Source organism: Streptomyces sp. B1I3 (genome assembly GCF_030816615.1).
In the GTDB taxonomy this organism is placed as follows: domain Bacteria; phylum Actinomycetota; class Actinomycetes; order Streptomycetales; family Streptomycetaceae; genus Streptomyces.
This window is the reverse complement of record NZ_JAUSYD010000001.1, coordinates 5483378-5508681: the sequence shown is the minus strand read 5'-3', so window position 1 is coordinate 5508681 and position 25304 is coordinate 5483378. Positions and strand designations below refer to the sequence as shown.

Below are 25304 nucleotides of genomic sequence, written 5' to 3'. Positions count from 1 at the left end.
GTCATGGCCCAGTGTGCCGAACCCCGGTGAGCGTTCGGTGCAGGGAACGTGCCGATGCGTCGGTCAGCGCGGCGATCTGGTCGACGAGGACCCTCTTGCGGGCGCGGTCGTCGGGCGCCGCCTCGTACAGCGCGCGGAACTGGGGCTCCAGGCCCTCGGGCGCGCGGGCCGTGAGCGCGGCGGCGAGCTCGGCGATGACGATGCGCTGGTCGGCGCGGATGGCCGCCTGCTCGGCGCGCTGCATGACGTAGCGGTCGGCGACGGCCTTGAGTACGGCGCACTCGTTGCGGACCTCGGCCGGGACGACGAGTTCGGCGCCGTACCTGCCGAGCCGCCCAGGGCCGTGCACCGCGTGGGTGGCGGTCTCCGCGGCGAGGCAGAACCGGCCGATGAGCTGGCTCGTCGCGTCCTTGAGCCGTGCCTGGGCGACCGCGGAGCCGTCGTAACCGTGCGGCCACCACTCCTGGGCGACGAGCCGGTCGAGGGCGTCCGCGAGCTCCTGCGGATCGGTGTCCACCGGGACGTACCGCCCGATGGCGACCTCCCAGATCTCCCTGCGCTCGGGTTCGGCGAAGAGGCAGTTCGGGTCGATGTGCCCGGCGTGCAGCCCGTCCTCGAAGTCGTGCACGGAGTAGGCGACGTCGTCGGACCAGTCCATGACCTGGGCCTCGAAACACTTGCGGTCCCGGGGCGCGCCGGTGCGGACCCAGTCGAAGACCGGCAGGTCGTCCTCGTACACCCCGAATTTCGGTGACCCCGGGTCGGTCGGGTGGGCGCCACGGGGCCAGGGGTACTTGGTGGCCGCGTCCAGGGCGGCGCGGGTGAGGTTGAGCCCGACGCTGACGAGCTCGCCGCTGCGCGGGTCGCGGACGAAGCGCTTGGGTTCCAGCCGGGTCAGCAGGCGCAGCGACTGGGCGTTGCCCTCGAAGCCGCCGCAGTCCGACGCGAAGTCGTTGAGCGCCTGTTCGCCGTTGTGCCCGAAGGGCGGGTGGCCCATGTCGTGGGCGAGGCACGCCGTCTCGACGAGGTCGGGGTCGCAGCCGAGCGCGGCACCGAGTTCCCGGCCGACCTGGGCGCACTCCAGGGAGTGCGTGAGCCGCGTCCGGGGGCTGGCGTCCCAGGCCAGGCTGCGGGTGCCGGGCGTGACGACCTGGGTCTTCCCCGCGAGCCTGCGCAGGGCGGCGGAGTGCAGCACGCGCGCCCGGTCGCGCTGGAAGGCGGTGCGCCCGGGCCGCTTGTCCTGCTCGGTGTCCCAGCGCTCGGTGTCCCCCGTGCCGTAGGGGGTGGGGCCGTACTCCTGTGTGTCCCGGGGGGCGTGCGTACCGTCCATGGCCCCGACAGTAACGGCCTGCCCACGGGCAGGCCGTCAGCGGCCGGGCCGACGGGAAGGGTCAGGCGGTGGCCATGAGGAGGGGCCGGGCGAGGTCCTCGCGGGAGGAGGCCGCGCCGGCCGCCTGGTCGTAGCGGTGCAGCAGGAGCCGTGCCATCGCGGGGTGCGCGCCGAGCGGTGCCGCGGCGACCCCCGGGGCGGCGGCGGCCGCGGCCGTCGCGAAGCGGCCTGGCGCGGCGAAGTACGAGGCGACGGCGACCCGGTGGCGCCCCCGTGCCGCTAGGGCGCGCAGGGCGACGGGCACGGTGGGCGTGGCAGCCGAGGCGTAGGCGGGGACGACGGGCACGCCGCCGAGCCGGTCGCTGAGCATGCGGGCGGTGCGGCGGGCGTCGACGGCCGAGTCGGGGTCGCGTGATCCGGCGGCGGCGAGCACGACGGCCGAGCTGCGGCTCGTACCGTCCTCGGCCCGCCAGCCGGCCTCGACGAGCCGCTCGTACAGGGCCTCGACGAGCAGGGGGTGCGGCCCGAGCGGTGCGGCGAGGCGGGTCCGCAGGGCGCCCGCCCCGGCGGCCGCGCGGGGCAGGTCGTACCGGACGTGGTGGCCGCGGCCGAGCAGCAGCGGTACGAGTACAGCGTCGCCGGCGCCGATACCGGCCAGCGTCGCCGGCAGCAGGGGCTCGTTCAGCTCGATGTGCCCGAGCCGGACGTCGAGACCGGGACGCAGCTCCCGTACGAGCTCCAGGAGCTCCAGGACGGTACGCAGGGCCTGTGGGTCCCGGCTGCCGTGCGCGACGGCGACCAGGGTGGGGGCGGACGGCCGGGCGGCGTTCCGGGTGCGGTGCGTGGGCCTGCGGGTTCCGGTCATGGAGTGATGGTGCCGGGCGCACGTTGCCGGGCCGTTTCGCGGCGGTCACGGGTGTTTTCCGCTGCCTCACGGAGTGCGGCCCCCCGGTGTCAGGAGGAGCGGTCGCGGTGGGCGGCGAACCTTTTCCCCCGCGCGTTCGTCCTGTTCCGCAGACGGACCGGCAGCGACAGGAGGAGACCCGATGGGGCCGAAGACGCCGAGGTGGCCGCGGTGGCGCGCCCGGGCAGGGGCGCTGCGACCACGGCTGCCGCGCACCCGGCGGGGGCAGCGGCGGCTGGTGCAGGGGCTGATGGCGGCCTGTGTGGCCGCCCTGGCGCCGGCCGCCTGGCTGTACGGCACGGCCGACGCCCGGGTGCGGACGGCGGGTGACGTCCCGGCGCAGCAGGTCGCCGTGGTGTTCGGGGCGGGGCTGTGGCAGGGCAGACCGTCGCCGTACCTCGCCCACCGGCTGGACGCGGCGGCCGAGCTGTACCGGACCGGCAAGGTGAGGGTCGTCCTGGTCACCGGGGACAACAGCCGCGAGGAGTACGACGAGCCGGACGCCATGCGCGCCTACCTCACGGGGCACGGGGTGCCGGACGACCGGATCGTCAGCGACTACGCGGGCTTCGACACCTGGGACTCCTGCGTCCGGGCCAAGAGGATATTCGGCGTCGACCGGGCGGTGCTGGTGAGCCAGGGCTTCCACATCCGGCGGGCGATAGCCCTGTGCCGGTCCGCCGGCATCGACGCGTACGGGGTGGGCGTCGACGCCGTACACGATGTGACCTGGTACTACGGCGGGGCCCGGGAGGTGCTGGCGGCGGGCAAGGCGCTCATGGACACGGTCCTGCGACCGGATCCGCACTTCCTCGGGCCGCGCGAGACCGGGGTGACCCAGGCGCTGGCGGCCGACCTCACCGCGCCGGGTGACCCGGGCTGAGGGGTGCGTACCGGGGGCGTAACCGGAGGCACCGGCGCCCGTAATACCCGGCTCGCACGCTGGACGCATGGCCCGCACCGAGACGCCCACCCACTGCCCCTACTGCGCTCTTCAGTGCGGGATGAAACTGCGACCGGTCACCGACGGCACGGTGGTCGAGGTCGTGGAGCGCACCGATTTCCCCGTCAACCGGGGCGCGCTGTGCGGCAAGGGCCGCACCGCGCCCGCCGTGCTGGCAGCCGGTGTGCGGCTGACCTCGCCCCTCGTGCGCGGCGCGGTGAGCGGTGAACTGGAGCCGGCCGGCTGGGACGAGGCGCTGGGACGGATCGCCGACGGGCTGCGCGGGACGCGGGCCGGGCACGGGGCGGACGCCGTGGGCGTGTTCGGCGGGGGCGGGCTCACGAACGAGAAGGCGTACGCGCTCGGGAAGTTCGCCCGGGTGGTGCTCGGTACCTCGCAGATCGACTACAACGGCCGCTTCTGCATGTCCTCCGCCGCCGCCGCGCACCAGCGGGCGTTCGGGCTCGACCGGGGGCTGCCGTTCCCGCTGGAGGACATCCCCCGGACCGGGTGCGTGATCCTGGTCGGCTCGAACCTCGCGGAGACGATGCCGCCTGCCCTGCGCTATCTGACCGAGCTGCGCGAGAACGGCGGCCGTCTCGTCGTCATCGACCCGCGCCGGACGAGGACCGCCGAGCAGGCGGACCTGCACCTGGCGCCCCGGCCGGGCACGGATCTCGCCCTGGCGCTCGGCATGCTGCACCTCGTGGTGGCGGACGGGCGGGTGGACGAGGAGTTCGTCCGCACCCGCACGAGCGGCTGGGACGAGGCCCGGGCGGGCGCGATGGCGCACTGGCCGGAGCTGGTGGAGCGCATCACCGGGGTGCCCGTACCGCAGCTGCGCGAGGCCGTCGACATGTTCTGCGGGGCCGGGAGCGGGATGGTGCTCACGGCGCGCGGTCCCGAACAGCAGTCGAAGGGCACGGACACCGTCGGGGCCTGGATCAACTTCGCGCTGGCCACCGGCCGGGCGGGGCGCCCGCTGTCCGGGTACGGCTGTCTGACCGGTCAGGGCAACGGCCAGGGCGGCCGGGAGCACGGCCAGAAGGCCGACCAGCTCCCGGGCTACCGCAAGCTCACGGACCCTGCGGCGCGCCGCCACGTGGCGGGCGTCTGGGGCGTCGACCCCGACACGCTGCCGGGGCCGGGGCGCAGCGCGTACGAGCTGCTGGACGCGTTGGGGCAGGACGTGCGGGCGCTGCTGGTGATGGGGTCCAACCCGGTGGTGTCCGCGCCGAACGCGGGTCATGTCGAGGAGCGGCTGCGGTCGTTGGACTTCCTGGCCGTCGCCGACGTCGTGCTGTCGGAGACGGCGGCGCTGGCCGACGTGGTCCTGCCGGTGACGCAGTGGGCCGAGGAGAGCGGGACCACGACCAGTCTGGAGGGCCGGGTGCTGCTGCGGCAGCGGGCGGTCACCGCGCCCGAGGGGGTGCGCAGCGACCTGGAGGTGCTGAACGCCCTGGCGGGGCTGCTGGGGCACGGGAAGGGGTTCCCGGCCGATCCGGAGGAGGTCTTCGACGAGTTGCGGCGGGCCTCGGCGGGCGGCCCCGCCGACTACGCGGGCATCACCTACGGCAGGATCGCGGCGGAGGACGGGGTGTTCTGGCCCTGCCCGGACGAGGAGCACCCGGGGACGCCACGGCTGTTCCTGGACCGGTTCGCCACGGACGACGGACGGGCGCGGTTCGTCGCGGTGACCCACCGGCCCGCGGCGGAGGAGACGGATGCCGAGTACCCGGTGGTGCTGACCACGGGTCGGGTGGTGTCCCAGTACCAGTCGGGGGCGCAGACCCGCAGGGTGGCCGAGCTGAACGCCGCCGCGCCGGGGCCGTTCGTCGAGTTGCATCCGCGGCTCGCCGAGCGGATCGGGGTGGCCGAGGGTGACCAGGTCGCGGTCACCTCGCGGCGCGGGCGCGCTCAGGCACCGGCCCGGATCACGGTGGCGATCCGGCAGGACACCGTCTTCATGCCGTTCCACTGGCCGGGTGAGGGGCGGGCCAACTCCCTGACGAATCCGGCCCTGGACCCGACCTCGCGGATGCCCGAGTTCAAGGTGTGCGCGGTGCGGGTGGAAGCGGCCGGGTGAGCCGGCTCTCCCCCGGGCGGTGGGGCGTGGCCGGTGCGCAGGGCGCGGGTGACGGCGAGGTGGACGCAGGCCCCGGACGGGCCCGCCCGGGGTGGAGCCGGGGGGTACCCGCCGGCCCACCCGCTCGCACGGAGTGCGGCGGATGGGCCGGGTCCAGGTCTTCTGCCACGTCGTCGAGGAGCCCAGCAGTTCTCCGTACGCGTGCGGCACGGCGGTGACGAACGCGCCGCGGACCGAACCGTGGCCGTCGACGGCCTACGGGGAGCCGGGCCCTGCGTGAAGGAGGGCGCCGGGGAGCGCGGCCGGCCGGCCGCCGGCCGTGCGCTCCCGGAGGAAGCGGTCCCGGAGGAAGCGGTCGTGGTCGCGCTCGCCGGGCAGCGGCGTGCCGTGGACGAGGAACGGCAGCTCCGCGTCGGTCACAGCGCCGCCGGGGGTGCGGTCTGAGCCGTCACCCAGGCGAGGTAGCGGGCGCTGCCGCGTACGACGGGTGTCGCGATGATCTCCGGGGTGTCGTAGTCGTGCGCCGCGACGAGGTGGGCCTCCAGTTCGTCGTAGCGCTGTGCCGTCGTCTTGAACAGCACCTGCCACTCCTCGGTCGTCTCGATGGCGTTCTGCCACCGGTAGACCGAGCGGACGGGCGCGGAAATCTGGGCGCAGGCGGCGAGGCGTGCCTCCACCGCGCCCTGGGCCAATGTGTGGGCCTTCTCCTCGCTGTCCGTCGTGGTCAGTACGGTCAGCCATGCCGGCTCGGTCATCCCGTCTCCTCGGTCCTCTCGGCGTACGAGCTCACGTGCTCCCCGATTGTCGGCCCCGGACCGGGTCAGCCGCCGTACGGGTGCCGCTCCCTCGCCTCGCGCAGGGACCGGCCCCACCACACGAGCTGGTCGAGCATCGTCTTGGCCGCGGCGTCGCAGGGCGCCGGGTCCTTCGGCCGGCCCCGGTCGTCGAAGAGGGCGCCCGCGTGGTGGAAGGAGACGGTGTCGCGTACGGGGACGGCGTGCAGCTCGCTGAAGACGAGGCGCAGGTGCTCGACCGCCCGCAGGCCGCCCGAGACACCGCCGTACGAGACGAAGGCGACGGGCTTCGCCTGCCATTCGGTGAAGTGCGCGTCGATGAGGTGCTTCAGCGGGGCCGGGAACGAGTGGTTGTACTCGGGGGTCACTACGACGAAGGCGTCGGCCCGGGCCAGCAGGGCGGAGGCGGATCCGGGCCGGGCCACGTCGATCAGTTCGATGTCGATGCCGGGGTGGCCGGCCGCCCGGTCGAGGAACCAGTCGGCGATCACGGGACCGAATCGGCCCTCGCGGTTGCTGCCGAGGATGGCGGCCACCTTGAGCGGGCCGGTGGATGTGGCGGGAGCGGGCGTGGTGGTGTCCATGCGTCACACACTCACGTCTCAACCATGGTTGAGGTCAAGCCCGCCGTCCTGCAGCCGGACGGGAGCCCTTAGCGTGGAGCACATGACACCTGCCGCACCGGAGCCGTACGTGGAATTCGACGGCCGCCCGGCGACCGCCGGGGATCTGCGCATCCCGGCGTTCGCCGGCTACGGCCACTTCACGGCCATGCAGGTCAGGGACCGTGCGGTGCGCGGCCTCGGACTGCACCTGGACCGGCTGGACTCCGCGAACCGGGAGTTGTTCGGCCTGCCGATGGACGCGGACCGGGTGCGCGCGTCGATCGCGCACGCTCTCGACGGCGCCGGGACGCGGGACGCGTCGGTCCGCGTGCACGGCTTCATGCCGCCGGGCGCCACGGCCACGACGCTCATGGTGACCGTGCGGGAGCCCGCGCGGATGTCCACCGCGCCCAAGGGCCTGATGTCCGTGCCGTACGCCCGCGCCGTGCCGCACATCAAACGTCCCGGCGAGTTCGGCCAGACCTATTACGGCCGGTCGGCGGCGAGGTCGGGCTTCGACGAGGCGCTGCTGACCCTGCCCGGCGGGGTGGTGACCGAGGGTGCGATCACCAACGTCGGCTTCCTCATGGGCGCTTCGGTGGTCTGGCCCGACGCCCCGGCGCTGACCGGCATCACCATGGCGCTCCTCGAACGCGGCCTCGCCGGGACGGACCAGCCGTCGGCCCGGCGGCCGGTGACACTGGACGGCCTGGGCGCGTACCGGGCCGCGTTCGTCACCAACTCCCAGGGGATCGCACCCGTCCACCGGATCGACGACGCGGTCTTCGAGGTGGACGAGGAGCTGATGCGGTTCCTCGGGCGGGTGTACGAGGAGACTCCCGCGGAGGCCGTCTGAACCTCCTCGCGTGCAGGAGCATGGGCGCATGCAGATCCACATCGAAGGTTCAGACCTCCCCGGGCGCGCCTGCGGGCCCGGGACCGACTTCGCCGGCTTCGGCAACATCCACGTGGGCGTACAGCGCAAGGACCGTCCGGGCGAGCTGCTCGACCCGCATCCGGGGGACGCTCCCCGCGCCTCCTGGACCCTGGACTGCACGACGACGCCCGGCCCGGACGGCATCGAGGTCGCCGGCCCCTACATCCAGCACCGGCTGGGCGGGCACTTCGTCTACCTGTCCTGGGGCACCGTGGACGAGGCCGGAACGTTCACCATGTTCCGGCGCGCCAAGCTGATGATCGGCGACATCGACCCGGCCGTCCTCCAGGCCGCCGCGCTGACCGGCCACCTCACCGCGCGGTTGCGTCTGACCGACGGCAAGGGGCTGCCGCGGTGCGCCCGCGTGCGCCCGCCGGACATCACGTGGTCCGCCACGGACGGGACATGACACCGCCCTCACTGCGCCCGGGGGGGAGGGCGGTGAGGGCGGTAGCCGTGGGGGCGGCGAGGGACTCGCCGTTCCCGTGGGGGAGTGACAAACGTGTGCCCGGGAACCGCAACGACATGCATGTGATACACGTCACAGTGCGGTGAGACGCCGTCACCCGATCGGCACCGGGCGGCCCGAACCGGCCGAGTCACCGCCGCGACCTGCGCGGGAGCGCGCGTTCCGGGGCCGTACCGGCGGCCGAACGGGTGAAAGCTGATTCAGTGTCAGCAGGCGGCGGCCGGAGACCACCCGTTGTCTCGGAGGCAGGACACATCCGTCTGCCCGGAGGATTCCCATGCGCAGCCCTGCCCGTCTCGTGACCGGTACCGCCGCCGCGGCCCTCACCGCCGCCGTGCTCGGCCTCGCCGCCGCCCCGTCCGCCCACGCGGACGACCCCGGCCGGCTCGGGTTCGCCCCGGCGACAGCCGCGCCGGGTGCCGCGGTCACCGTGACCACCACCGCCTGCGGTGCCGCCGGGGCGGGCTTCGGTGACGCGGCGGAGCTGGAGGCCGGGGAGTTCGAGCTGGGGCCCGGCACCTCCGGGGAGGCGGCTACCGGCAGGTTCACCGTCCCGCAGGAGGCCGAGCCGGGTTCGTACGCCGTCGGTGTCTTCTGCGACGACGGCAAGGAGGCGACCGGTGATCTCGAGGTGACGGCGGCCTCCGCAGGTAGCTCCCCAGCGGTCTCTCCCACGGGTTCCTCCGCCCGGCCGAAGCCGGGCACCGGGCCGGAGGCGGAGACCGAGCCGGAACCGGGCACCTCGGCGGAGCCGTGGACCCGGCCGGAGCCGGGGACGACACCCGGGGCCGGGACCGGCACCGTGCCGGATTCCGGACCGGAGGTCCGGCCCGAGCCCGCGACTCCGTCCGGTGCGTGGCCGGACCGGCCCTCCGGGCACGTCAGGACGGGTGTCGGCGGGAGCGTCGGCCCCGACACCACCCGCATCGCCGCGGGCGCCGGGGTCCTGGGAGCGGCAACGCTCGCCGGGGTCCTGCTCGTACGCCGTCGTGCGCACGGGATCCGCCGCCGTGCGCACGGGACCCAGGCCGGCTGAGCGGAGCGGTCGGGACGGCACCGTGAACGAGACGACCACGACGGACCCGACGGCCCTGCGGGCCAGGGCCTGGCTGGTGGGCATCGCCGTGATCTGTGGCCTCTGGCTGATCCAGAACGGTGTGACCCACCGGATCGTCCCGCCGCAGCCGGCCACGGCCGAGGCGTTCGCCGCCGCCCCCGGGCCACGGCCGGGGGCACACCGGGCCCGACCCCTCCTGCCCGCCGAGCCGGTCCGCATCCGCATCCCGGGCATCGGTGTGGACGCGCCCATGATGCGGCTGGGACTGGGCGCGGACGGCAGCCTCGACGTACCGCCCGCCCGCGACCGCAACGTCGCGGGCTGGTTCGCCGAGGGCACTCCACCGGGCGCGAAGGGCACCGCGATCGTCGCCGGTCATGTCGACGGAGCCGAGGGGCCGTCCGTCTTCTACTCCCTCGGTTCCCTGAGGAAGGGCAACCCCGTCGAGATCGACCGCGCGGACGGCCGGACCGCCGTCTTCGCCGTCGACGCGGTCGAGGTGTACCGGAACGACGACTTCCCCGACCAGCGGGTCTACGGTCCCTCGTCGCACGCCTCGCTGCGGCTCATCACCTGCGGTGGGGGTTACAGCCGGAAGACCGGATACCTGGGCAACGTGGTGGTGTACGCCCACCTCACCGAAGTGCGGTGATCAGCCGGTCCACTGGTCGAAGCCGAGCTTGGCGACGAGCGAGAACACCACGACCAGCAGCACCCCGCGGACGAAGTCGCTGCCCTTCCTGAGGGCCATGTGCGCCCCCGCCATGCCGCCCGCCAGGTTGAACACGGCCATGAGCGCGGCGAGCTGCCACAGCACGGTGCCCTGGTAGGCGAACATCGCCAGCGCACCGGCGTTGGTGCACACGTTCACGATCTTGGCGTTGGCGGACGCGGTGACCAGGTCGAGGTGGAGCACCGCGGTCAGCGCCAGCACCAGGAAGGTGCCGGTACCAGGGCCGAACAGCCCGTCGTAGAAGCCGATGCCGCCGCCGACCAGCACGACGGCGGTGACCGTACGGGCCCGGGTCACCTTCCGGCCCTCCCCGTCACCGGCCGCCGCCGTGCCGAACGACGGCCGCAGCATCACGAAGGCCGCCACGCCGAGGAGCACCACCATGATCACCGGGCGCAGCACGTCGCTGCTGATCCCGGCGGCGAAGAAGGCACCGGTCATCGATCCGGCCAGCGCCGTCAGCCCGATCCGCACGGCGGTGCCCACCTGGACCGGCGCCCTGCGCACGTAGGTGACGGCGGCGCCCGTGGTGCCGACGATGGCGACCGCCTTGTTGGTGCCGAGGACCTGGGCGGCCGGCACGTGGGGCAGGCCCAGGAGCAGCGCGGGCAGCAGGAGGAGCCCGCCACCGCCCACCACCGCGTCGATCCAGCCGGCCGCGGCTGCGGCCAGGCACAGGAGGACAAGGGTGGTCAGCGTCGTCTCGGGCATGACCGCGACCCTAACCGGCTCCGGTCCCGCCGGTCCGCCCGGCCCTCACAGGAGGCAGGTGCGCGCGCTGAGCGCAAGGTTCCTCCAGGGAAACAGGAGGGATGCGGTCGGGTAACACCGGCCCCGCAGTCTCTTTTCCATGAGTACACAGAGCGGGAACGCGGGGCGCGTGGTGGTGATCGGCGCCGGGATGGCGGGCGCACGGCTCGCCGGCCGGGTCCCCGGTGTCACCGTCATCGGCGAGGAGGAGCACGCACCGTACAACAGGGTGCTCCTGGCCGAGGTACTCGCCGGCCGGTACGAGCCGGACGTCATCGCGCTCCCGCCCGCCGAGGTGCGGCGCGGGGTGCGGGCCGTCCGCATCGACCGGGCCGACCGGCTGGTGCACTGCGACGACGGCAGCGTCATCGGATACGGGCACCTCGTCCTGGCCACCGGCTCCAACCCGGTGCTGCCACCGCTGCGGGGTCTCGGCCACACGCTGCCGGACGGGGTGCACCCCTTCCGGACCCTCGACGACTGCCTGGCGCTGCGCGCGGCCGTACGCCCCGGCGTGCGCGCCGTCGTCATCGGCGGCGGGCTCCTGGGGGTCTCGGCGGCGCGGGCACTGGCGGAGTGCGGTGCCCAGGTGGTGCTGGCCCAGCAGGGCGAGCACCTCATGGAGCGCCAGCTGGACGCCGAGGCGGCCGGGATGCTGCGGAGCCACCTGGAGGCCCTGGGGGTCGAGGTGCACACGGAGTGCCGGGTGCGCGGGCTGCGCTGCACCGACGGGGACACACCCGCGGTGCGGGCCGTGGAGCTGGCCGACGGCTACGAGCTGGAGGCCGAGATCACGGTGCTGGCCTGCGGGGTCCGCCCCAGGACCGGGCTGGCGCAGGCCGCCGGTCTCGACGTCCGCAAGGGCGTCGTCGTCGACGACGAGCTGCGCACCTCGGACCCGTACATCCACGCGGTCGGTGACTGCGCCGAGCACCGGGGCACCGTGTACGGGCTCGCGGGCGCGGCGCTCGAACAGGCGGACGTGCTGGCCGAGGTGCTGGCCGGACGCCCCGCACGGTACGGGGGCACCCGGGCCCTGACCCGCCTGACGCTGCGCTCCCCCGCCGCCGCTCCTGTGACCGCCGGCACTCCCGGCGCTCTCGACCTGGCCGCCTTCGGCGACTCCCGCCCGTTGCCCGGCGACGACGTGATCCGGCTGGCTGATGCCACCCGGGGCGCGTACCGCACGGTCGTCGTCCGGGGAGACCGGCTGGCGGGCGGGGTGCTGTTCGGCGACCTCGCCGCGGTCGGCACCCTCGCCCGGACCTGGCAGGACGACGACCCCCTCCCCGCCGACATGTCCCTGCTCCACCTGCTCACCAACGACGGAGGCTTCTGATGCCGGTGTCCACTCCCCCGACCGCCCCCACCGCAGGCGTGCCGACGATCGTGGTCGTCGGGCACGGCATGGTCGGCCAGCGGTTCCTGGAGGCGCTCGCCGACCGCGGACTGACCGCCGCGCAGGGCACGGCCCGGGTCGTGGTGCTCTGCGAGGAGCCCCGCCCCGCCTACGACCGCGTCCAGCTGACCTCGTACTTCTCCGGGAAGACGCCGGAGGACCTCTCGCTCGTCGAGCCGGACTTCATGGCCCGCCACGGCATCGAGCTGCACGTCGGCGACCCGGCGGAGAGCATCGACCGTGAGGCGCGCACCGTCACCGCGCGCTCCGGGCAGAGCTTCTCCTACGACACGCTGGTGCTGGCCACCGGCTCGTACCCCTTCGTTCCGCCCGTCCCCGGCAAGGACGCCGAGGGCTGCTTCGTCTACCGCACCATCGAGGACCTCCTCGCGATCGAGGAGTACGCGAAGAGCGCGACGACCGGCGCGGTCGTCGGTGGCGGGCTGCTCGGCCTGGAGGCCGCGGGCGCGCTGAAGGGCCTCGGACTCGACACGCACGTCGTGGAGTTCGCCCCCCGGCTGATGCCGGTCCAGGTCGACGAGGGAGGCGGCGCGGCGCTGCTGCGCACCATCGAGAACATGGGGCTCTCCGTCCACACGGGCGTCGGCACCCAGGAGGTCACCGCGGGCGAGGACGGCCGGGTGAACGGCATGTCGCTGTCGGACGGCTCCTCGCTCGAGACCGACCTCGTCGTCTTCTCCGCGGGAGTACGCCCCCGGGACCAGCTGGCCCGCGACTGCGGCCTGGCGGTCGGCCCGCGAGGCGGCATCATCGTCGACGAGGAGTGCCGCACCTCCGACAGCGACGTCTTCGCGATCGGTGAGTGCGCGCTGGCCTCGGACGGCCGGGTGTACGGGCTGGTGGCGCCGGGTTACGAGATGGCGCTGGCGGTCGCCGAGGTGATCGCGGGCAGTGCGGCCTCCTTCACCGGCGCCGACCTCTCCACGAAGCTGAAGCTGCTCGGTGTCGACGTGGCCTCCTTCGGTGACGCGCACGGCGCGACCGAGGGTTGTCTCGACGTGGTGTACTCCGACTCCCGCTCGGGTGTCTACAAGAAGCTGGTGATCGGCCAGGACGGCACGCTCCTCGGCGGGGTCCTGGTGGGCGACGCCGACCAGTACGGCACGCTGCGGCCGATGACCGGGACGGTCCTGCCGGTCGCGCCGGAGCAGCTGGTGCTGCCGGCCGGCGCGGGCGGCCCGGTCACCCTCGGCCCGTCCTCGCTGCCCGACGAGGCCGTCATCTGCTCCTGCCACAACGTCACCAAGGGCGCGATCTGCGAGCACACCACGCTGCCCGAGGTGAAGAAGTGCACGAAGGCGGGCACGGGCTGCGGCAGTTGCGTCAAGGTCATCGGGCAGCTCCTGCCGCAGCCCGAGGACCAGGGGCTGTGCGGCTGCTTCGAGTACACCCGCAGCGAGCTGTACGAGATCGTGCGCACCCTCGGTGTCACGACGTACGCCGACCTCCTGGACTCGCACGGCCGCGAGGCGGCCCGCGGCGGGGACGGCTGCGAGGTCTGCAAGCCGACGGTCGGCTCGATCATCGCCTCGCTGGCGCCGACGGTCGGCGCGAGCGGCTATGTCCTGGACGGCGAGCAGGCGGCCTTGCAGGACACCAACGACCACTTCCTGGCCAACCTCCAGCGCAACGGCTCCTACTCGATCGTGCCGCGCATCCCGGGCGGTGAGATCACCCCGGAGAAGCTGATCGTCATCGGTGAGGTGGCCCGGGACTTCGGCCTCTACACGAAGATCACCGGCGGCCAGCGGATCGACCTCTTCGGCGCCCGCGTCGACCAGCTGCCGCTGATCTGGACGCGGCTCGTGGACGCGGGCTTCGAGTCGGGGCACGCGTACGGCAAGTCGCTGCGCACGGTCAAGTCCTGCGTGGGACAGACCTGGTGCCGCTACGGCGTGCAGGACTCGGTCAAGATGGCCATCGACCTGGAGCTGCGCTACCGGGGCCTGCGCTCCCCGCACAAGCTGAAGTCGGCGGTCTCGGGCTGCGCCCGCGAGTGCGCGGAGGCGCGCGGCAAGGACTTCGGGATCATCGCCACGGCGCAGGGATGGAATCTCTACGTCGGCGGCAACGGCGGCGCGACACCGCGCCACGCCGACCTGCTCGCCCAGGACCTCTCCGACGCCGAACTCGTCCGGCTCATCGACCGGTTCCTCATGTTCTACATCCGCACGGCGGACCGGCTGGAGCGCACCTCGACCTGGCTGGACAGGATCGAGGGCGGCCTGGACCACGTCCGGGACGTCGTCGTCCACGACTCGCTGGGGATCTGCGACGAGCTGGAGCGGCTGATGAGGGACCACGTCGCCGGCTACCGCGACGAGTGGGCCGAGACCATCAACGACCCGGAGCGGCTGCGCCGCTTCGTCACCTTCGTCAACGCCCCCGACGCCCCCGACCCCTCGGTCAAGTTCGTCCCGGAGCGCGACCAGGTCAAGCCCGACCTGGACCTCCTCGCCGGGCCGGTGCTTGCCATCCGTACTCTTGAAGGGACCTCTTCCTGATGACGACACAGACGATGGAAACGGCGCGGGAGACCCGGACGATCCAGCTGGCGGACGGGGCGGACTGGCTCACGGTCTGCGACCGTGCCCTCCTCACCCCGGGCCGGGGTGTGGCGGCCCTCCTCCCGGACGGCCGGCAGGTCGCGCTCTTCGTGGACCGGGCGGGGCGGGCCTACGCCATCGACAACCGCGACCCGTTCACGGGCGCCTACGTCCTCTCACGCGGCCTGGTCGGCTCCGCGGACGGCAGGCCGTTCGTCGCCTCGCCGCTGCTGAAGCAGCGTTTCGACCTGGAGACGGGCGCCTGCCTGGACGACGACGAGGTCACCGTCCCGGTCTTCGCGGTCCGCGCGGACTGATCCCGCTCCGTTCACCGGCCATTGACGCTCCGTCAACTACGCGCCTCTACTGTCCTGTCGTTCGACCCGCCGGGCCGACCGGACCGGCGGGCCACGCGACACCCGTGGAGTGATCGTGGAACGTCGGACCTTCTTGCGCACAGCGGTGATCGGGACCTCGGCGACGGCCTTCGGCGGCACCCTGTGGCGGGGTGCCGCCTTCGCCGGCCCCGCCCAGCCGGCCACCGGGCCCTACGGTGCGCTGCAGGCGGCCAACAGCAACGGCATCCTGCTGCCGAGCGGCTTCTCCAGCAGAATCGTCGCCCGCTCGGGACAGACCGTGCCCGGCACCTCGTACACCTGGCACAGCGCACCTGACGGCGGCGCGACGTTCGGCGACGGCAGCGGCTGGATCTACGTCTCCAACGCCGAAGTGTCCTCCGGCAGCGGTGGCGGGGCGAGCGCGGTGCGCTTCGACGCCTCCGGTACCGCCACGTCGGCCTACCGGATCCTGTCCGGCACGAACAACAACTGCGCGGGCGGGCGGACCCCGTGGAACACCTGGCTGTCCTGCGAGGAGGTCACCCGCGGCTTCGTGTACGAGACCGATCCCTGGGGTGTGAACGCCGCCGTGCAGCGCCCGGCACTCGGCCGGTTCAAGCACGAGGCGGCGGCCGCGGACCCCGACCACGGTTACGTCTACCTGACCGAGGACGAGACGGACGGCCGCTTCTACCGCTTCCGCCCCACCACGTGGGGCAATCTCTCCTCCGGCACGCTCCAGGTGCTGGTGGCGGGCACCGGCACCTCGGGCCCTGTCACCTGGACGACGGTTCCCGACCCGGACGGCTCGCCCACCCAGACCCGCTACCAGGTCTCCGGCGCCAAGGTGTTCAACGGCGGCGAGGGATGCTTCTACGCGGCGGGCACATGCTGGTTCACCACCAAGGGCGACAACCGGGTGTGGGCGTACGACGCGAACGCGTCCTCCCTCTCGCTCGTGTACGACGACTCGCTGGTCACCGGCGGCGGCGCTCCGCTCACCGGTGTCGACAACGTCACCAGGTCCGCCTCGGGCGACCTGTACGTGGCCGAGGACGGCGGGAACATGGAGATCTGCCTGATCACGCCCGACGACACCGTCGCACCGTTCCTGCGGATCAGCGGCCAGTCCGGTTCGGAGATCACCGGGCCCGCCTTCTCGCCGGACGGGCAGCGGCTCTACTTCTCCTCCCAGCGCGGGACGAGCGGAAGTTCGTCCGGCGGCATCACCTACGAGGTCACCGGGCCGTTCCGCCGCTGACCGTCCCCACGGCGGGCGGGCGCCGGGGCAGCGGCGGTGCGCCGCTGCCCACCCGGCCCGGCCGTCAGGCCTGTCCGCCGCCCTCGACGGCCGCCGGGTCCATCCAGACGACCTCCCAGATGTGGTGGTCCGGGTCCTGGAAGGACCGTCCGTACATGAAGCCCTCGTCCATGGGGTCGTTGGCGGGGAACCCGCCCGCGGCGAGCGCGGCGTCGGCCATCTCGTCGACCCCGGCGCGGCTGTCCGCGCTCAGGGCGAGGATCACCTCGGTCGCGGTCCCGGCGTCGGCGATCTCCTTCTTGGTGAAGTCCTTGAAACGCGATTCGCTGATGAGCATGGCGAAGATCGTGTCGCTGATGACCAGACAGGCCGTCGTCTCGTCACTGAACTGCGGATTGAAGCCGAAGCCGAGCTTCCCGAAGAAGTTCTTCGCCGTCTCCAGGTCCTTGACCGGCAGGTTCACGAAGATCATCTGAGGCATGGTTCCCACTCTTCCGTCCGGGCGCGCTTTCACGCGTTTCGTGGCGCCGTGTCCGAGGGCGTCCGAAAGGTAGACGGCTGGGCCCGGCGGAACTCATCGCGGGCGGGACACACGATTTCCGGCCTGCGTCCTGCCTTCGGCCTCCCGCCGGGCCGGCCCGCTCCTGCCCGCACCGGCACGCTCCTCGGGTGCCCCGGCCCGGTCCCCCGGTCAGGCGGACGCGAGCGGTGCGCCGCCCCTGAGCAGTGACGCCCCCAGCGGGGTGAGCGTGTGCAGGACCGAGCTGCCGTGGCGGAGGGTCAGCACGAGGCCGGCCTCGCGCAGCACACAGGCGTGCTGACTGGCGGAGGCCAGCGAGACCCCGGCCCTGCGGGCCAGTTCGCTCGTGGTGCAGCCGTTGCCGATGGCCTTCAGGACGGCGGAGCGGGTGTGGCCCACCAGGCGTCCGAGCCAGGGGCCCGGTGCCGCGAACGCCGGGGCACCGGGGTGGGTGACCGGGTAGACGAGGACGGGCGTCAGGCTGGGGTCGCGGTAGACGACCGGGGTGCCGCGGCAGAAGAACGAGGGCTGCAGGAGCAGCCCCCGGCCGTCCAGGTGCAGATCGCGGTCGACCGGGTAGTCCGCCTCCAGCACGGGTGCGCGCCAGCGGATCATGGACGGGAGGCTGGCCAGCAGTTCGTCCGCCCCGCCGTCCAGCAGGGCCCGGCCCCGCAGGGCCCGATCCGCTTCGACGCTCGCCTGGATGTGCGGCCAGTACGGTTCGACAGCGGCGCGGTGGTAGCCGCGCAGGGTGGTAATGAGGCGGCCCAGCGGCTCCGTACGGCCCTCTGCGAGCGCGTCCAGCAGGGCGGCGGCCGAGCGTCCGCCGTCCGGCGACCGGTGCATCGAGGGCCGGTTACCGGCCAGCAGTGACACCTCGCCGTGGAGGCGGTCCGCGGGGGTGTCGCGCAGCGCCTCCATTCCGGCGTCGAGACCCAATGGCTCGGCGCCTTGCTGAGAAGGCGTCAGGAAGTCGGGAAAATATCCGCGGAGGGGCACCAGCGCGGACAGCAGACGTGCTTCACCATTCAACCGGGTGCGGGATTCCGCCCGCCATTTCCCGAACACCGTGGAACCCCGCCGGTCCCTCAGCCGGTGAAAACTGAGAATGGTTTCCCACATTGCGTCCGGCCTCGTGGCCATCCGCACTCTGGATAGGTCCACCCCGGACACATGGATACGCAGCACCGAACCCCCACCTGTTGCAACAGCAATCGCCCCCATCAAAGGGTATGCACACGATCACAAGAGGTCACCACGGGGTTTCGGCCACAGTTGAAACGTCTCGCCCACATCCGCGCCAGCCGAAAAGCTGTACGACGTCGGGTGCGAATCCGGCACCACCGAAAGAGCGGGTGAGGGCCGTGGGGGGCCTTGCCTGTTCGGCGGCGGTGGTGACCGGTGCGGCTCCGCACCCGGCGGGGGTAAGCCGGGTGCGGTTCATGGGTGGGGATCCATGGACCGCACCCCGGTCCGTTCGGCTCCGTATTTGCGCACCGAACGACGAAAAGAAGCAACATTGAACGGTTCGCAATTCAATTGACGAAGCGGCGGCACCCCCGCACAGGGTGCCGCCGCTTCCGGGTGGTCCGGCTCCGCCGTCGGATCGGTGAGGGTGGGCGTGATCCGCCGACGGCCCCGGAGTCGTGTGGCCGCGTCCGGCCGCGTTCTCAGCGGCTGTCGCTGCCCTTCGATTCGGCGGCCGCCCGGCCGGCTTCGAGCCGCGCGACCGGAATGCGGAACGGCGAGCAGGAGACGTAGTCCAGGCCCACCTCGTGGAAGAAGTGCACCGATTCCGGGTCCCCGCCGTGCTCGCCGCAGACGCCGAGCTTGAGGTCCGGGCGGGTGGCCCGGCCCGCCTCCACGGCGCTGCGCACGAGCGCGCCGACGCCGTCCTTGTCGATCGTCTCGAACGGTGACACCCCGAAGATGCCCTTCTCCAGGTACGCGGTGAAGAACGAGGCCTCCACGTCGTCGCGGGAGAAGCCCCAGACCGTCTGGGTGAGGTCGTTCGTGCCGAAGGAGAAGAACTCCGCCGCCTCGGCGATCTGCCCGGCGGTCAGCGCGGCACGGGGCAGCTCGATCATCGTGCCGATGCTCAGCTTCAGCTCCGTACCGGTGGCCGCCTCGACCTCCGCGATGACGCCGTCGGCCTCCTCACGGACGATCTCCAGCTCCTGGACCGTGCCGACGAGCGGGATCATGATCTCGGCGCGCGGGTCGCCCTTGGCGTTCTTGCGCTCGGCCGCCGCCTCCGCGATCGCCCGGACCTGCATCGCGAACAGACCCGGGATGACCAGGCCGAGGCGCACTCCGCGCAGGCCGAGCATCGGGTTCTGCTCGTGCAGCTTGTGCACGGCCTGCAGGAGGCGCAGGTCGTTCTCGTTGGCGTCCTTGCGGGACTCGGCGAGCGCGACCCGTACGGAGAGCTCCGTGATGTCGGGCAGGAACTCGTGCAGCGGCGGGTCAAGCAGCCGTACGGTGACGGGGAGCCCGTCCATCGACTCGAACAGCTCGATGAAGTCGGCCTTCTGGAGCGGCAGCAGCGCTTCGAGCGCCGCCTCGCGCTCGTCGTCGGTGTCCGCCAGGATCAGCTTCTCGACCATCTCGCGGCGCTCGCCGAGGAACATGTGCTCGGTGCGGCACAGGCCGATGCCCTGGGCGCCGAAGCGGCGGGCCCGCAGGGCGTCCTCGGCGTTGTCCGCGTTGGCCCGCACCCGCAGCCGGCGCACCCGGTCCGCGTACGCCATGATCCGGTGCACGGCGGCGACCAGTTCGTCGGCGTCGTCGGCGCCGGCGTGCATGCGGCCCTCGAAGTACTCGACGACCGGGGACGGTACGACGGGGACCTCACCGAGGTACACCTTGCCGGTGGAGCCGTCGACGGAGACCAGGTCGCCCTCCTCCACGACGGTGGTGCCCACGGTCAGCCGGCGGCGCTTGGTGTCGACCTCGATCTCCTCGGCGCCGCAGACGCAGGTCTTGCCCATGCCTCGGGCGACGACGGCGGCGTGCGAGGTCTTGCCGCCGCGTGAGGTGAGGATGCCCTCGGCGGCGATCATGCCGTCCAGGTCGTCGGGGTTGGTCTCCCGGCGGATGAGGATGACCTTCTCGCCGGACCGCGACCACTTGACTGCGGTGTACGAGTCGAAGACGGCCTTGCCGACGGCCGCGCCCGGCGACGCGGCGATGCCGCGTCCCAGCAGGACGGTGGTGGCCTTGTCGTCGAAGCGCGGGAACATCAGCTGCGCGAGCTGTGCCCCGTTGACCCGCTGGAGCGCCTCGGCCTCGTCGATGAGGCCCTGGTCGACGAGCTGGGTGGCGATCCGGAAGGCGGCACCCGCGGTGCGCTTGCCGACCCGGGTCTGCAGCATCCAGAGGTGACCGCGCTCGATGGTGAACTCGATGTCGCAGAGATCCTTGTAGTGGGTCTCCAGCGTCTCCATGATCTTCATCAGCTGGTCGTACGACGCCTTGTCGATCGACTCCAGCTCGGCGAGCGCCACGGTGTTGCGGATGCCCGCGACGACGTCCTCGCCCTGCGCGTTCTGCAGGTAGTCGCCGTAGACGCCCTGGTGGCCGCTGGCCGGGTCACGGGTGAAGGCGACGCCGGTTCCCGAGTCGGGCCCGAGGTTGCCGAAGACCATCGAGCACACGTTGACGGCCGTGCCGAGGTCGCCGGGGATGCGCTCCTGGCGGCGGTAGAGCTTGGCCCGGTCGGTGTTCCACGAGTCGAAGACCGCCTTTATGGCCAGGTCCATCTGCTCGCGCGGGTCCTGCGGGAAGTCCCGCCCGGCGTCCCGGCTGACGATCTTCTTGAACTGCTTGACGAGCTTCTTCAGGTCGGCCGCGTCGAGATCCACGTCGACGGTGACGCCCTTGGCCTCCTTCGCCGCCTCCAGCGCCTCCTCGAAGAGGTCGCCGTCGACCCCGAGGACGGTCTTGCCGAACATCTGGATGAGGCGGCGGTAGGAGTCCCAGGCGAAGCGCTCGTCGCCGGCCTGGGTCGCGAGCCCGACGACCGACTCGTCGGAGAGGCCGATGTTGAGGACCGTGTCCATCATGCCGGGCATCGAGAACTTGGCGCCGGAGCGGACCGAGACCAGCAGCGGGTCGTCCGCCTGGCCGAGGTTCTTGCCCATCCGCTTCTCGAGCGCCGAGAGGTGCGTACTCACCTCGTCGCGCAGGGCGGACGGTTCGTCACCGCTGTCGAGGTAGACCTTGCACGCCTCGGTGGTGATGGTGAAGCCGGGCGGGACCGGCAGACCGAGGTTGGTCATCTCTGCGAGGTTGGCGCCCTTGCCACCCAGAAGATCTTTCAGATCCTTGTTGCCCTCGGTGAAGTCGTAGACGAACTTCTGGGGATCTTTGTTTTCCGACACGGGTCTCGACTCCTCGAGGACGCGGTGGCTGCCCTGACGGCGAGGAACATACCCAGATCAAAGGTGTCTGGGTACGCCCACTTGCGCGTCATGAGGTCTCAACCACCCGTCCGCCAGCAGATCGAAAGTGACGAGGGGATCAGACGCACCGGACATGATCGTTCACTTCTCGAACGGATCATTACCGAGTGTGCACACTATCGGCCGCATGTGCATACGGAGAGCTCCGATTGCGTCGATCGATCAAAATGGAAGCGCCTGGCACCGAGTGCCATCATTTGAGAAGTACAGCAACCACAAAAGCGCTCATCTGAGCTTCCCCGCCCTCAGGGGTGGCGAGAATCACGCCGCGACGGGCGCTCAGATGTCACGATCCGGACGCCGGGGGCGCACGCGGTGGTCACCTGAGGGTCACCGGGGCCGTGCGGAGCGTGACCGGCGGGCCCTGTGTGCGACTGTTCCACCCCGGATGGGTCCGCATCATGCGGGGAGACGCACACAAAGGCCCGCTCGTATGAGCGGCGGAAATAACGGCACCGGGTGCCCGTCACACCTCAGCCGCCGGAGGTGTCCAGCTCGGCATCGGCGCCCACACCCGCGCAGTCGTAGGGATCCTTGAGCCAGCCGTCCGGCAGGGCCACACGGTTGTTCCCGGAGGTGCGCCCACGCGGGCCGTCCGCGCCCTCGGGCCACGGCTGGCCGAGGTCCAGCTCCCGCAGCTGCCCGTCCAGTTCCTCCAGCGAGGAGGTGACCGCGAGCTTCCTGCGCATCTCGGAACCGACCGCGAAGCCCTTGAGGTACCAGGCCACGTGCTTGCGGAAGTCGATCACGCCCCGGCTCTCGTCACCGATCCACTCCCCCAGCAGCGTCGCGTGCCGCACCATGACGTCCGCGACCTCCCGCAGGGTGGGGGCCTGCCTGACCCCCGTCCCCTCGAACGCGCTGACCAGGTCGGCGAAGAGCCAGGGCCGCCCCAGGCAGCCACGGCCGACGACCACTCCGTCGCAGCCCGTCTCCCGCATCATGCGCAGGGCGTCGTCCGCGCACCAGATGTCGCCGTTCCCGAGCACCGGGATCTCGGGGACGTGCTCCTTGAGGCGGGCGATGGCCTCTCCAGTCCGCGGTGCCGCCGTAGTGCTGGGCGGTGGTCCTGCCGTGCAGCGCGACGGCCGTGATGCCCTCCTCGACGGCGATGCGGCCGGCGTCGAGGTAGGTCGTGTGGTCGTCGTCGATGCCCTTGCGCATCTTGATGGTGACCGGGAGGTCGCCCGCCTGGGCCACGGCCTCGCGGAGGATCGCGCGCAGCAGGGGCCGCTTGTACGGGAGCGCGGAGCCGCCGCCCTTGCGGGTCACCTTGGGGACCGGGCAGCCGAAGTTCAGGTCGATGTGGTCGGCGAGGTCCTCCTCGACGATCATGCGGACCGCCTTGCCGACGGTGACCGGGTCCACTCCGTACAGCTGGATGGAGCGCGGGGTCTCGCTCGCGTCGAAGTGGATGAGCTGCATGGTCTTCTCGTTGCGCTCGACCAGTGCCCGCGTGGTGATCATCTCGCTGACGAACAGTCCCTTGCCGCCCGAGAACTCGCGGCACAGGGTGCGGAACGGGGCGTTGGTGATGCCGGCCATGGGGGCGAGCACGACCGGCGGCCGCACGGTGTGCGGGCCGATCTCGAGCAGCGGGAGGGCGGGGGCGAGCGTGGTCATTCCCCCATTGTCGCGTACACCGGCCGGGACCCGTTCAGGCGCGGGCGAGGGCCGACTCCAGCAGGAGCTCGAGCCCTCTGCGGGACTCCTCGTCGGCGGGGGCGTACGACACCAGGCGCGGACCCGCCGACGGACCCAGCCACAGGTCGGTGTGCTCGAGGCGGAGCAGCCCCACCTCGGCGTTACGGAAGAGCTTGGTCCGGTTGGAGGCGCCCACGACCTCGTGCCGGGCCCAGATCTCGCCGAACTCCGGCGATGCCGCCTGCAGACGTGCCAGGAGCGACTTCCAGGCGGGCTCGGCCAGGTGTTCCGCCATCGCGCCGCGGAGTTTGGCGGCCATCACCCGGCGTACGTCCGGCAGATCGACGGCGGCGGCCTGCCAGTCCTCGTCGGTGTACGCGAGAAGCATGCAGTTGCGGTCCTGCGGGGCCACGGCGTCCAGGTCGCACAGCAGCCGGCCGTAGGTGCGGTTGTAGGCGAGGATGTCGTACCGGCTGTTCTGGACACACGCGGGGAAGGGCTCCAGCTGGGTGAGCAGCCTCCGGAGGGCCGGGGTGACGCCGGTGCAGTCGGATCCCGGCGCGGGGACGGCGGCCCCGGCAAGGGCGAAGAGGTGGGTGCGCTCGCTCCGGTCCAGCAGCAGGGCACGGGCCAGCGAGTCCAGGACCTGCGGCGAGACGTGGATGTCGCGCGCCTGCTCCAGCCACGTGTACCAGGTGACGCCGACGGCCGAGAGCTGCGCGACCTCCTCGCGGCGCAGCCCGGGGGTCCGCCTCCGGCGCCCCCGCGGCAGGCCGACCTGCTCCGGGGTGATCCGCTCACGGCGGCTGCGCAGGAAACCGGCGAGCTCGTGCCGCCTGATGTCGGTCTCGGGAACCCGCGTCACCGTCGTCATGCTCCCAGCGTGCCGGAGATCCCGGCCCGTTGCCAGGTGCTGCCGGTACCAGGATGAGGAGACTCTGGTACCAGGCTGAGCTACGGTCCATCGTCGTTGACGTGAGTGAATCATCCGTACTGACGAACGAACCCACCGCCCGCACCCGGGGACCGCGGTTCGACCATCCGGCACCCGTGCTCGGCGGACTCGGGCTGTTCACCGTGCTGCTCGGCGCTGCGCTGCCGCTCATCGACTTCTTCATCGTGAACGTCGCCCTGCCCACCATCGACCACGACCTGGCCGCGGGCCCCGCCCTGCTCGAACTGGTCGTCGCGGGGTACGGCCTCTCCTACGCCGTCCTGCTCGTCCTCGGCGGGCGACTCGGTGACATGGCCGGGCGGCGCAGACTCTTCCTCGTCGGCATGGCGACCTTCGGCCTCACCTCGCTCGCCTGCGGGCTCGCCCCGGACGCCTGGACCCTCGTGGGGGCGCGGGTGGCGCAGGGCGCCGCCGCGGCACTGATGCTGCCGCAGGTGCTCGCCACCATCCAGTCGGCCACGGCGGGACAACGCCGCGCCCGGGCCATGAGCCTGTACGGGGCGACGGCAGGTCTCTCCATGGTCGCCGGCCAGATCCTGGGCGGCGTCCTGGTCTCCGCGGCCCCGCTGTCCTCCGTGTTCGGCGAGAGCGCGGGCTGGCGGTCGGTGTTCCTGGTGAACGTTCCTGTCGCGGTTCTCGGGCTCGTCCTCGCCGTCCGTTCCGTGCCGGAGACCCGCTCGGAGCGGCCGGCTCCCGTCGACGTACCGGGCACGCTGCTGCTGGCCGCCTCCCTCGTGACGCTGCTCGCCCCGCTGACGGAGGGACGCGCGGCGGGCTGGCCGCTGTGGACGTGGGTGTCGCTGGGCGCCTTCCCCTTCGTGGCGGTCGCCTTCTACCGGGTGGAGCGGCGGGCCGACGCGCGGGGGCGGACCCCGCTGGTACCGCCGAGCCTGTTGCGGCTCGTTTCGCTGCGGCGCGGTCTGGCGCTGGTGGTGCCCTTCTCGATCGGCTTCGGTGGCTTCATGTTCGTGATCGCGGTCGCCCTCCAGCAGGGCCTGGAGATGGGCCCGGCCGCGGCGGGGCTGTCGCTGGCGCCGATGGCCGCCGCCTTCTTCGCGGCCTCCCTGGCCGGTCCGCGGCTCGTACGGCGCTTCGGCAGCCGGGTCGTGACGGCAGGCGGGCTGATCCAGGGCGTGGGCGTCACGGTGCTGGCGCTGACCGTGTGGCTCGGCTGGCCGGACCTCGGCCTGCTGGGACTGCTGCCGGGCGTGGCGATCGCCGGCCTGGGGCAGGGGCTGCAACTGCCCGTCCTGTTCCGCATCGTGCTGTCCGACGTACCGGCCGAGCGCGCCGGGGTGGGCGGCGGGGTCATGACGACGACGCAGCAGGCGGCCCTGGCGCTGGGCGTCGCGACGCTCGGGACCCTGTTCCTCTCCCTGGCGTCGGCACAGGGGATGCGGGACGCACTGATCGTGACGCTGCTGGTGCAGCTGGCAGCCGTCGTGCTGACGACCCTGCTCAGCCTCCGGCTGCCGCGCGTGGTCGGCTGAGCGACGGCGTGGGCCCGGATCGGAACACTGATCCGGGCCCACGGTCGTACGGGTGCGAG

At 72.4% G+C, this 25304-nt stretch carries 21 protein-coding genes and 1 pseudogene; 12 read left to right on the top strand and 10 right to left on the bottom strand.

Annotated features, from left to right (window positions below; all coding sequences use genetic code 11):
- Window position 1 precedes the first annotated feature (1 nt).
- Window positions 2–1330: a deoxyguanosinetriphosphate triphosphohydrolase gene (locus QFZ58_RS25035; RefSeq protein WP_307127141.1), complete on the bottom strand. Its 1329-nt coding sequence runs from the start codon at window positions 1328–1330 to the stop codon at window positions 2–4.
- A gap of 61 nt (window positions 1331–1391) precedes the next feature.
- On the bottom strand, window positions 1392–2195 hold the full coding sequence (locus QFZ58_RS25030) for a sirohydrochlorin chelatase (RefSeq protein ID WP_307127140.1): 804 nt from the start codon (window positions 2193–2195) through the stop codon (window positions 1392–1394).
- A gap of 181 nt (window positions 2196–2376) precedes the next feature.
- Between QFZ58_RS25030 and QFZ58_RS25025 the strand changes: the two genes are divergently transcribed.
- From QFZ58_RS25025 to QFZ58_RS25015, 3 genes are all read left to right on the top strand, one after another.
- Window positions 2377–3117 (top strand): vancomycin high temperature exclusion protein, encoded by a 741-nt coding sequence (locus QFZ58_RS25025; RefSeq protein WP_307127139.1) that lies wholly within the window; start codon window positions 2377–2379, stop codon window positions 3115–3117.
- Window positions 3118–3184: 67 nt separating this feature from the next.
- The gene (locus QFZ58_RS25020; RefSeq protein WP_307127138.1) at window positions 3185–5263 is read left to right on the top strand and encodes a molybdopterin oxidoreductase family protein; all 2079 of its coding nucleotides are present in this window, start codon (window positions 3185–3187) and stop codon (window positions 5261–5263) included.
- A 240-nt stretch (window positions 5264–5503) separates the two neighbouring features.
- On the top strand, window positions 5504–5707 hold the full coding sequence (locus QFZ58_RS25015) for a hypothetical protein (protein WP_307127137.1): 204 nt from the start codon (window positions 5504–5506) through the stop codon (window positions 5705–5707).
- Here QFZ58_RS25015 and cutA read toward each other — a convergent pair.
- A complete protein-coding gene (cutA, locus tag QFZ58_RS25010) occupies window positions 5680–6018 on the bottom strand; it encodes a divalent-cation tolerance protein CutA (RefSeq protein ID WP_307127136.1) in 339 nt (112 codons plus the stop codon). The two genes, QFZ58_RS25015 and cutA, sit on opposite strands and share 28 nt — an antisense overlap.
- Before the next feature lie 65 nt (window positions 6019–6083).
- Window positions 6084–6641 carry an NADPH-dependent FMN reductase gene (locus QFZ58_RS25005; RefSeq protein WP_307127135.1) on the bottom strand — a complete coding sequence of 186 codons (558 nt, stop codon included), beginning with the start codon at window positions 6639–6641 and terminating at the stop codon, window positions 6084–6086.
- Between the two features lie 82 nt (window positions 6642–6723).
- Between QFZ58_RS25005 and QFZ58_RS25000 the strand changes: the two genes are divergently transcribed.
- The 4 genes from QFZ58_RS25000 to QFZ58_RS24985 all read left to right on the top strand — a co-directional run bounded on the left by QFZ58_RS25000 (window position 6724) and on the right by QFZ58_RS24985 (window position 9777).
- On the top strand, window positions 6724–7518 hold the full coding sequence (locus QFZ58_RS25000) for an aminotransferase class IV (RefSeq protein ID WP_307127134.1): 795 nt from the start codon (window positions 6724–6726) through the stop codon (window positions 7516–7518).
- A gap of 28 nt (window positions 7519–7546) precedes the next feature.
- The gene (locus QFZ58_RS24995) at window positions 7547–8008 is read left to right on the top strand and encodes a DUF5990 family protein (RefSeq protein WP_307127133.1); all 462 of its coding nucleotides are present in this window, start codon (window positions 7547–7549) and stop codon (window positions 8006–8008) included.
- Window positions 8009–8345: 337 nt separating this feature from the next.
- On the top strand, window positions 8346–9104 hold the full coding sequence (locus tag QFZ58_RS24990) for a hypothetical protein (RefSeq protein WP_307127132.1): 759 nt from the start codon (window positions 8346–8348) through the stop codon (window positions 9102–9104).
- A gap of 22 nt (window positions 9105–9126) precedes the next feature.
- Window positions 9127–9777: a class F sortase gene (locus QFZ58_RS24985; RefSeq protein ID WP_307127131.1), complete on the top strand. Its 651-nt coding sequence runs from the start codon at window positions 9127–9129 to the stop codon at window positions 9775–9777.
- Here QFZ58_RS24985 and QFZ58_RS24980 read toward each other — a convergent pair whose 3' ends face one another.
- On the bottom strand, window positions 9778–10569 hold the full coding sequence (locus QFZ58_RS24980) for a TSUP family transporter (protein WP_307127130.1): 792 nt from the start codon (window positions 10567–10569) through the stop codon (window positions 9778–9780).
- Between the two features lie 139 nt (window positions 10570–10708).
- Here QFZ58_RS24980 and QFZ58_RS24975 point away from each other — a divergent pair, with 139 nt between their 5' ends.
- From QFZ58_RS24975 to QFZ58_RS24960, 4 genes are all read left to right on the top strand, one after another.
- The gene (locus QFZ58_RS24975; RefSeq protein WP_307127129.1) at window positions 10709–11947 is read left to right on the top strand and encodes an NAD(P)/FAD-dependent oxidoreductase; all 1239 of its coding nucleotides are present in this window, start codon (window positions 10709–10711) and stop codon (window positions 11945–11947) included.
- On the top strand, window positions 11947–14532 hold the full coding sequence (gene nirB, locus QFZ58_RS24970) for a nitrite reductase large subunit NirB (protein WP_307127128.1): 2586 nt from the start codon (window positions 11947–11949) through the stop codon (window positions 14530–14532). Before QFZ58_RS24975 ends, nirB begins: the two co-directional genes overlap by 1 nt.
- On the top strand, window positions 14532–14891 hold the full coding sequence (nirD, locus tag QFZ58_RS24965) for a nitrite reductase small subunit NirD (protein WP_307127127.1): 360 nt from the start codon (window positions 14532–14534) through the stop codon (window positions 14889–14891). Before nirB ends, nirD begins: the two co-directional genes overlap by 1 nt.
- Window positions 14892–15006: 115 nt before the next feature.
- Entirely contained in the window at window positions 15007–16173 is a 1167-nt protein-coding gene (locus QFZ58_RS24960; RefSeq protein WP_307127126.1) for an alkaline phosphatase PhoX, read from the top strand.
- Window positions 16174–16237: 64 nt separating this feature from the next.
- Here the strand turns inward: QFZ58_RS24960 and QFZ58_RS24955 are convergent, their stop codons facing one another.
- The 5 genes and pseudogenes from QFZ58_RS24955 to QFZ58_RS24935 all read right to left on the bottom strand — a co-directional run bounded on the left by QFZ58_RS24955 (window position 16238) and on the right by QFZ58_RS24935 (window position 23674).
- Window positions 16238–16654 (bottom strand): VOC family protein, encoded by a 417-nt coding sequence (locus QFZ58_RS24955; protein ID WP_307127125.1) that lies wholly within the window; start codon window positions 16652–16654, stop codon window positions 16238–16240.
- 210 nt (window positions 16655–16864) lie between these two features.
- Window positions 16865–17881 (bottom strand): helix-turn-helix transcriptional regulator, encoded by a 1017-nt coding sequence (locus QFZ58_RS24950; protein WP_307127124.1) that lies wholly within the window; start codon window positions 17879–17881, stop codon window positions 16865–16867.
- A gap of 482 nt (window positions 17882–18363) precedes the next feature.
- On the bottom strand, window positions 18364–21075 hold the full coding sequence (gene ppdK, locus QFZ58_RS24945) for a pyruvate, phosphate dikinase (protein WP_307127123.1): 2712 nt from the start codon (window positions 21073–21075) through the stop codon (window positions 18364–18366).
- 554 nt (window positions 21076–21629) lie between these two features.
- Window positions 21630–22779, bottom strand: a pseudogene (gene dusB / locus QFZ58_RS24940) (tRNA dihydrouridine synthase DusB).
- 34 nt (window positions 22780–22813) lie between these two features.
- Entirely contained in the window at window positions 22814–23674 is an 861-nt protein-coding gene (locus QFZ58_RS24935) for a helix-turn-helix transcriptional regulator (protein WP_307127122.1), read from the bottom strand.
- 101 nt (window positions 23675–23775) lie between these two features.
- On the opposite strand from QFZ58_RS24935, the gene QFZ58_RS24930 reads away from it, so the two are divergent.
- Window positions 23776–25245, top strand: a complete 1470-nt coding sequence (locus tag QFZ58_RS24930) for an MFS transporter (protein WP_373428586.1) — start codon at window positions 23776–23778, stop codon at window positions 25243–25245.
- The last annotated feature ends 59 nt before the right edge of the window (window positions 25246–25304 follow it).

What these genes read in the sequence shown, in the direction of transcription:
- QFZ58_RS25035 (WP_307127141.1), bottom strand. Translation starts at nt 1,330, where the DNA reads ATGGACGGTACGCACGCCCCCCGGGACACACAGGAGTACGGCCCCACC.
- QFZ58_RS25030 (WP_307127140.1), bottom strand. Translation starts at nt 2,195, where the DNA reads ATGACCGGAACCCGCAGGCCCACGCACCGCACCCGGAACGCCGCCCGG.
- QFZ58_RS25025 (WP_307127139.1), top strand. Translation starts at nt 2,377, where the DNA reads ATGGGGCCGAAGACGCCGAGGTGGCCGCGGTGGCGCGCCCGGGCAGGG.
- QFZ58_RS25020 (WP_307127138.1), top strand. Translation starts at nt 3,185, where the DNA reads ATGGCCCGCACCGAGACGCCCACCCACTGCCCCTACTGCGCTCTTCAG.
- cutA (WP_307127136.1), bottom strand. Translation starts at nt 6,018, where the DNA reads ATGACCGAGCCGGCATGGCTGACCGTACTGACCACGACGGACAGCGAG.
- QFZ58_RS25005 (WP_307127135.1), bottom strand. Translation starts at nt 6,641, where the DNA reads ATGGACACCACCACGCCCGCTCCCGCCACATCCACCGGCCCGCTCAAG.
- QFZ58_RS25000 (WP_307127134.1), top strand. Translation starts at nt 6,724, where the DNA reads ATGACACCTGCCGCACCGGAGCCGTACGTGGAATTCGACGGCCGCCCG.
- QFZ58_RS24995 (WP_307127133.1), top strand. Translation starts at nt 7,547, where the DNA reads ATGCAGATCCACATCGAAGGTTCAGACCTCCCCGGGCGCGCCTGCGGG.
- QFZ58_RS24990 (WP_307127132.1), top strand. Translation starts at nt 8,346, where the DNA reads ATGCGCAGCCCTGCCCGTCTCGTGACCGGTACCGCCGCCGCGGCCCTC.
- QFZ58_RS24980 (WP_307127130.1), bottom strand. Translation starts at nt 10,569, where the DNA reads ATGCCCGAGACGACGCTGACCACCCTTGTCCTCCTGTGCCTGGCCGCA.
- QFZ58_RS24975 (WP_307127129.1), top strand. Translation starts at nt 10,709, where the DNA reads ATGAGTACACAGAGCGGGAACGCGGGGCGCGTGGTGGTGATCGGCGCC.
- nirB (WP_307127128.1), top strand. Translation starts at nt 11,947, where the DNA reads ATGCCGGTGTCCACTCCCCCGACCGCCCCCACCGCAGGCGTGCCGACG.
- nirD (WP_307127127.1), top strand. Translation starts at nt 14,532, where the DNA reads ATGACGACACAGACGATGGAAACGGCGCGGGAGACCCGGACGATCCAG.
- QFZ58_RS24955 (WP_307127125.1), bottom strand. Translation starts at nt 16,654, where the DNA reads ATGCCTCAGATGATCTTCGTGAACCTGCCGGTCAAGGACCTGGAGACG.
- QFZ58_RS24935 (WP_307127122.1), bottom strand. Translation starts at nt 23,674, where the DNA reads ATGACGACGGTGACGCGGGTTCCCGAGACCGACATCAGGCGGCACGAG.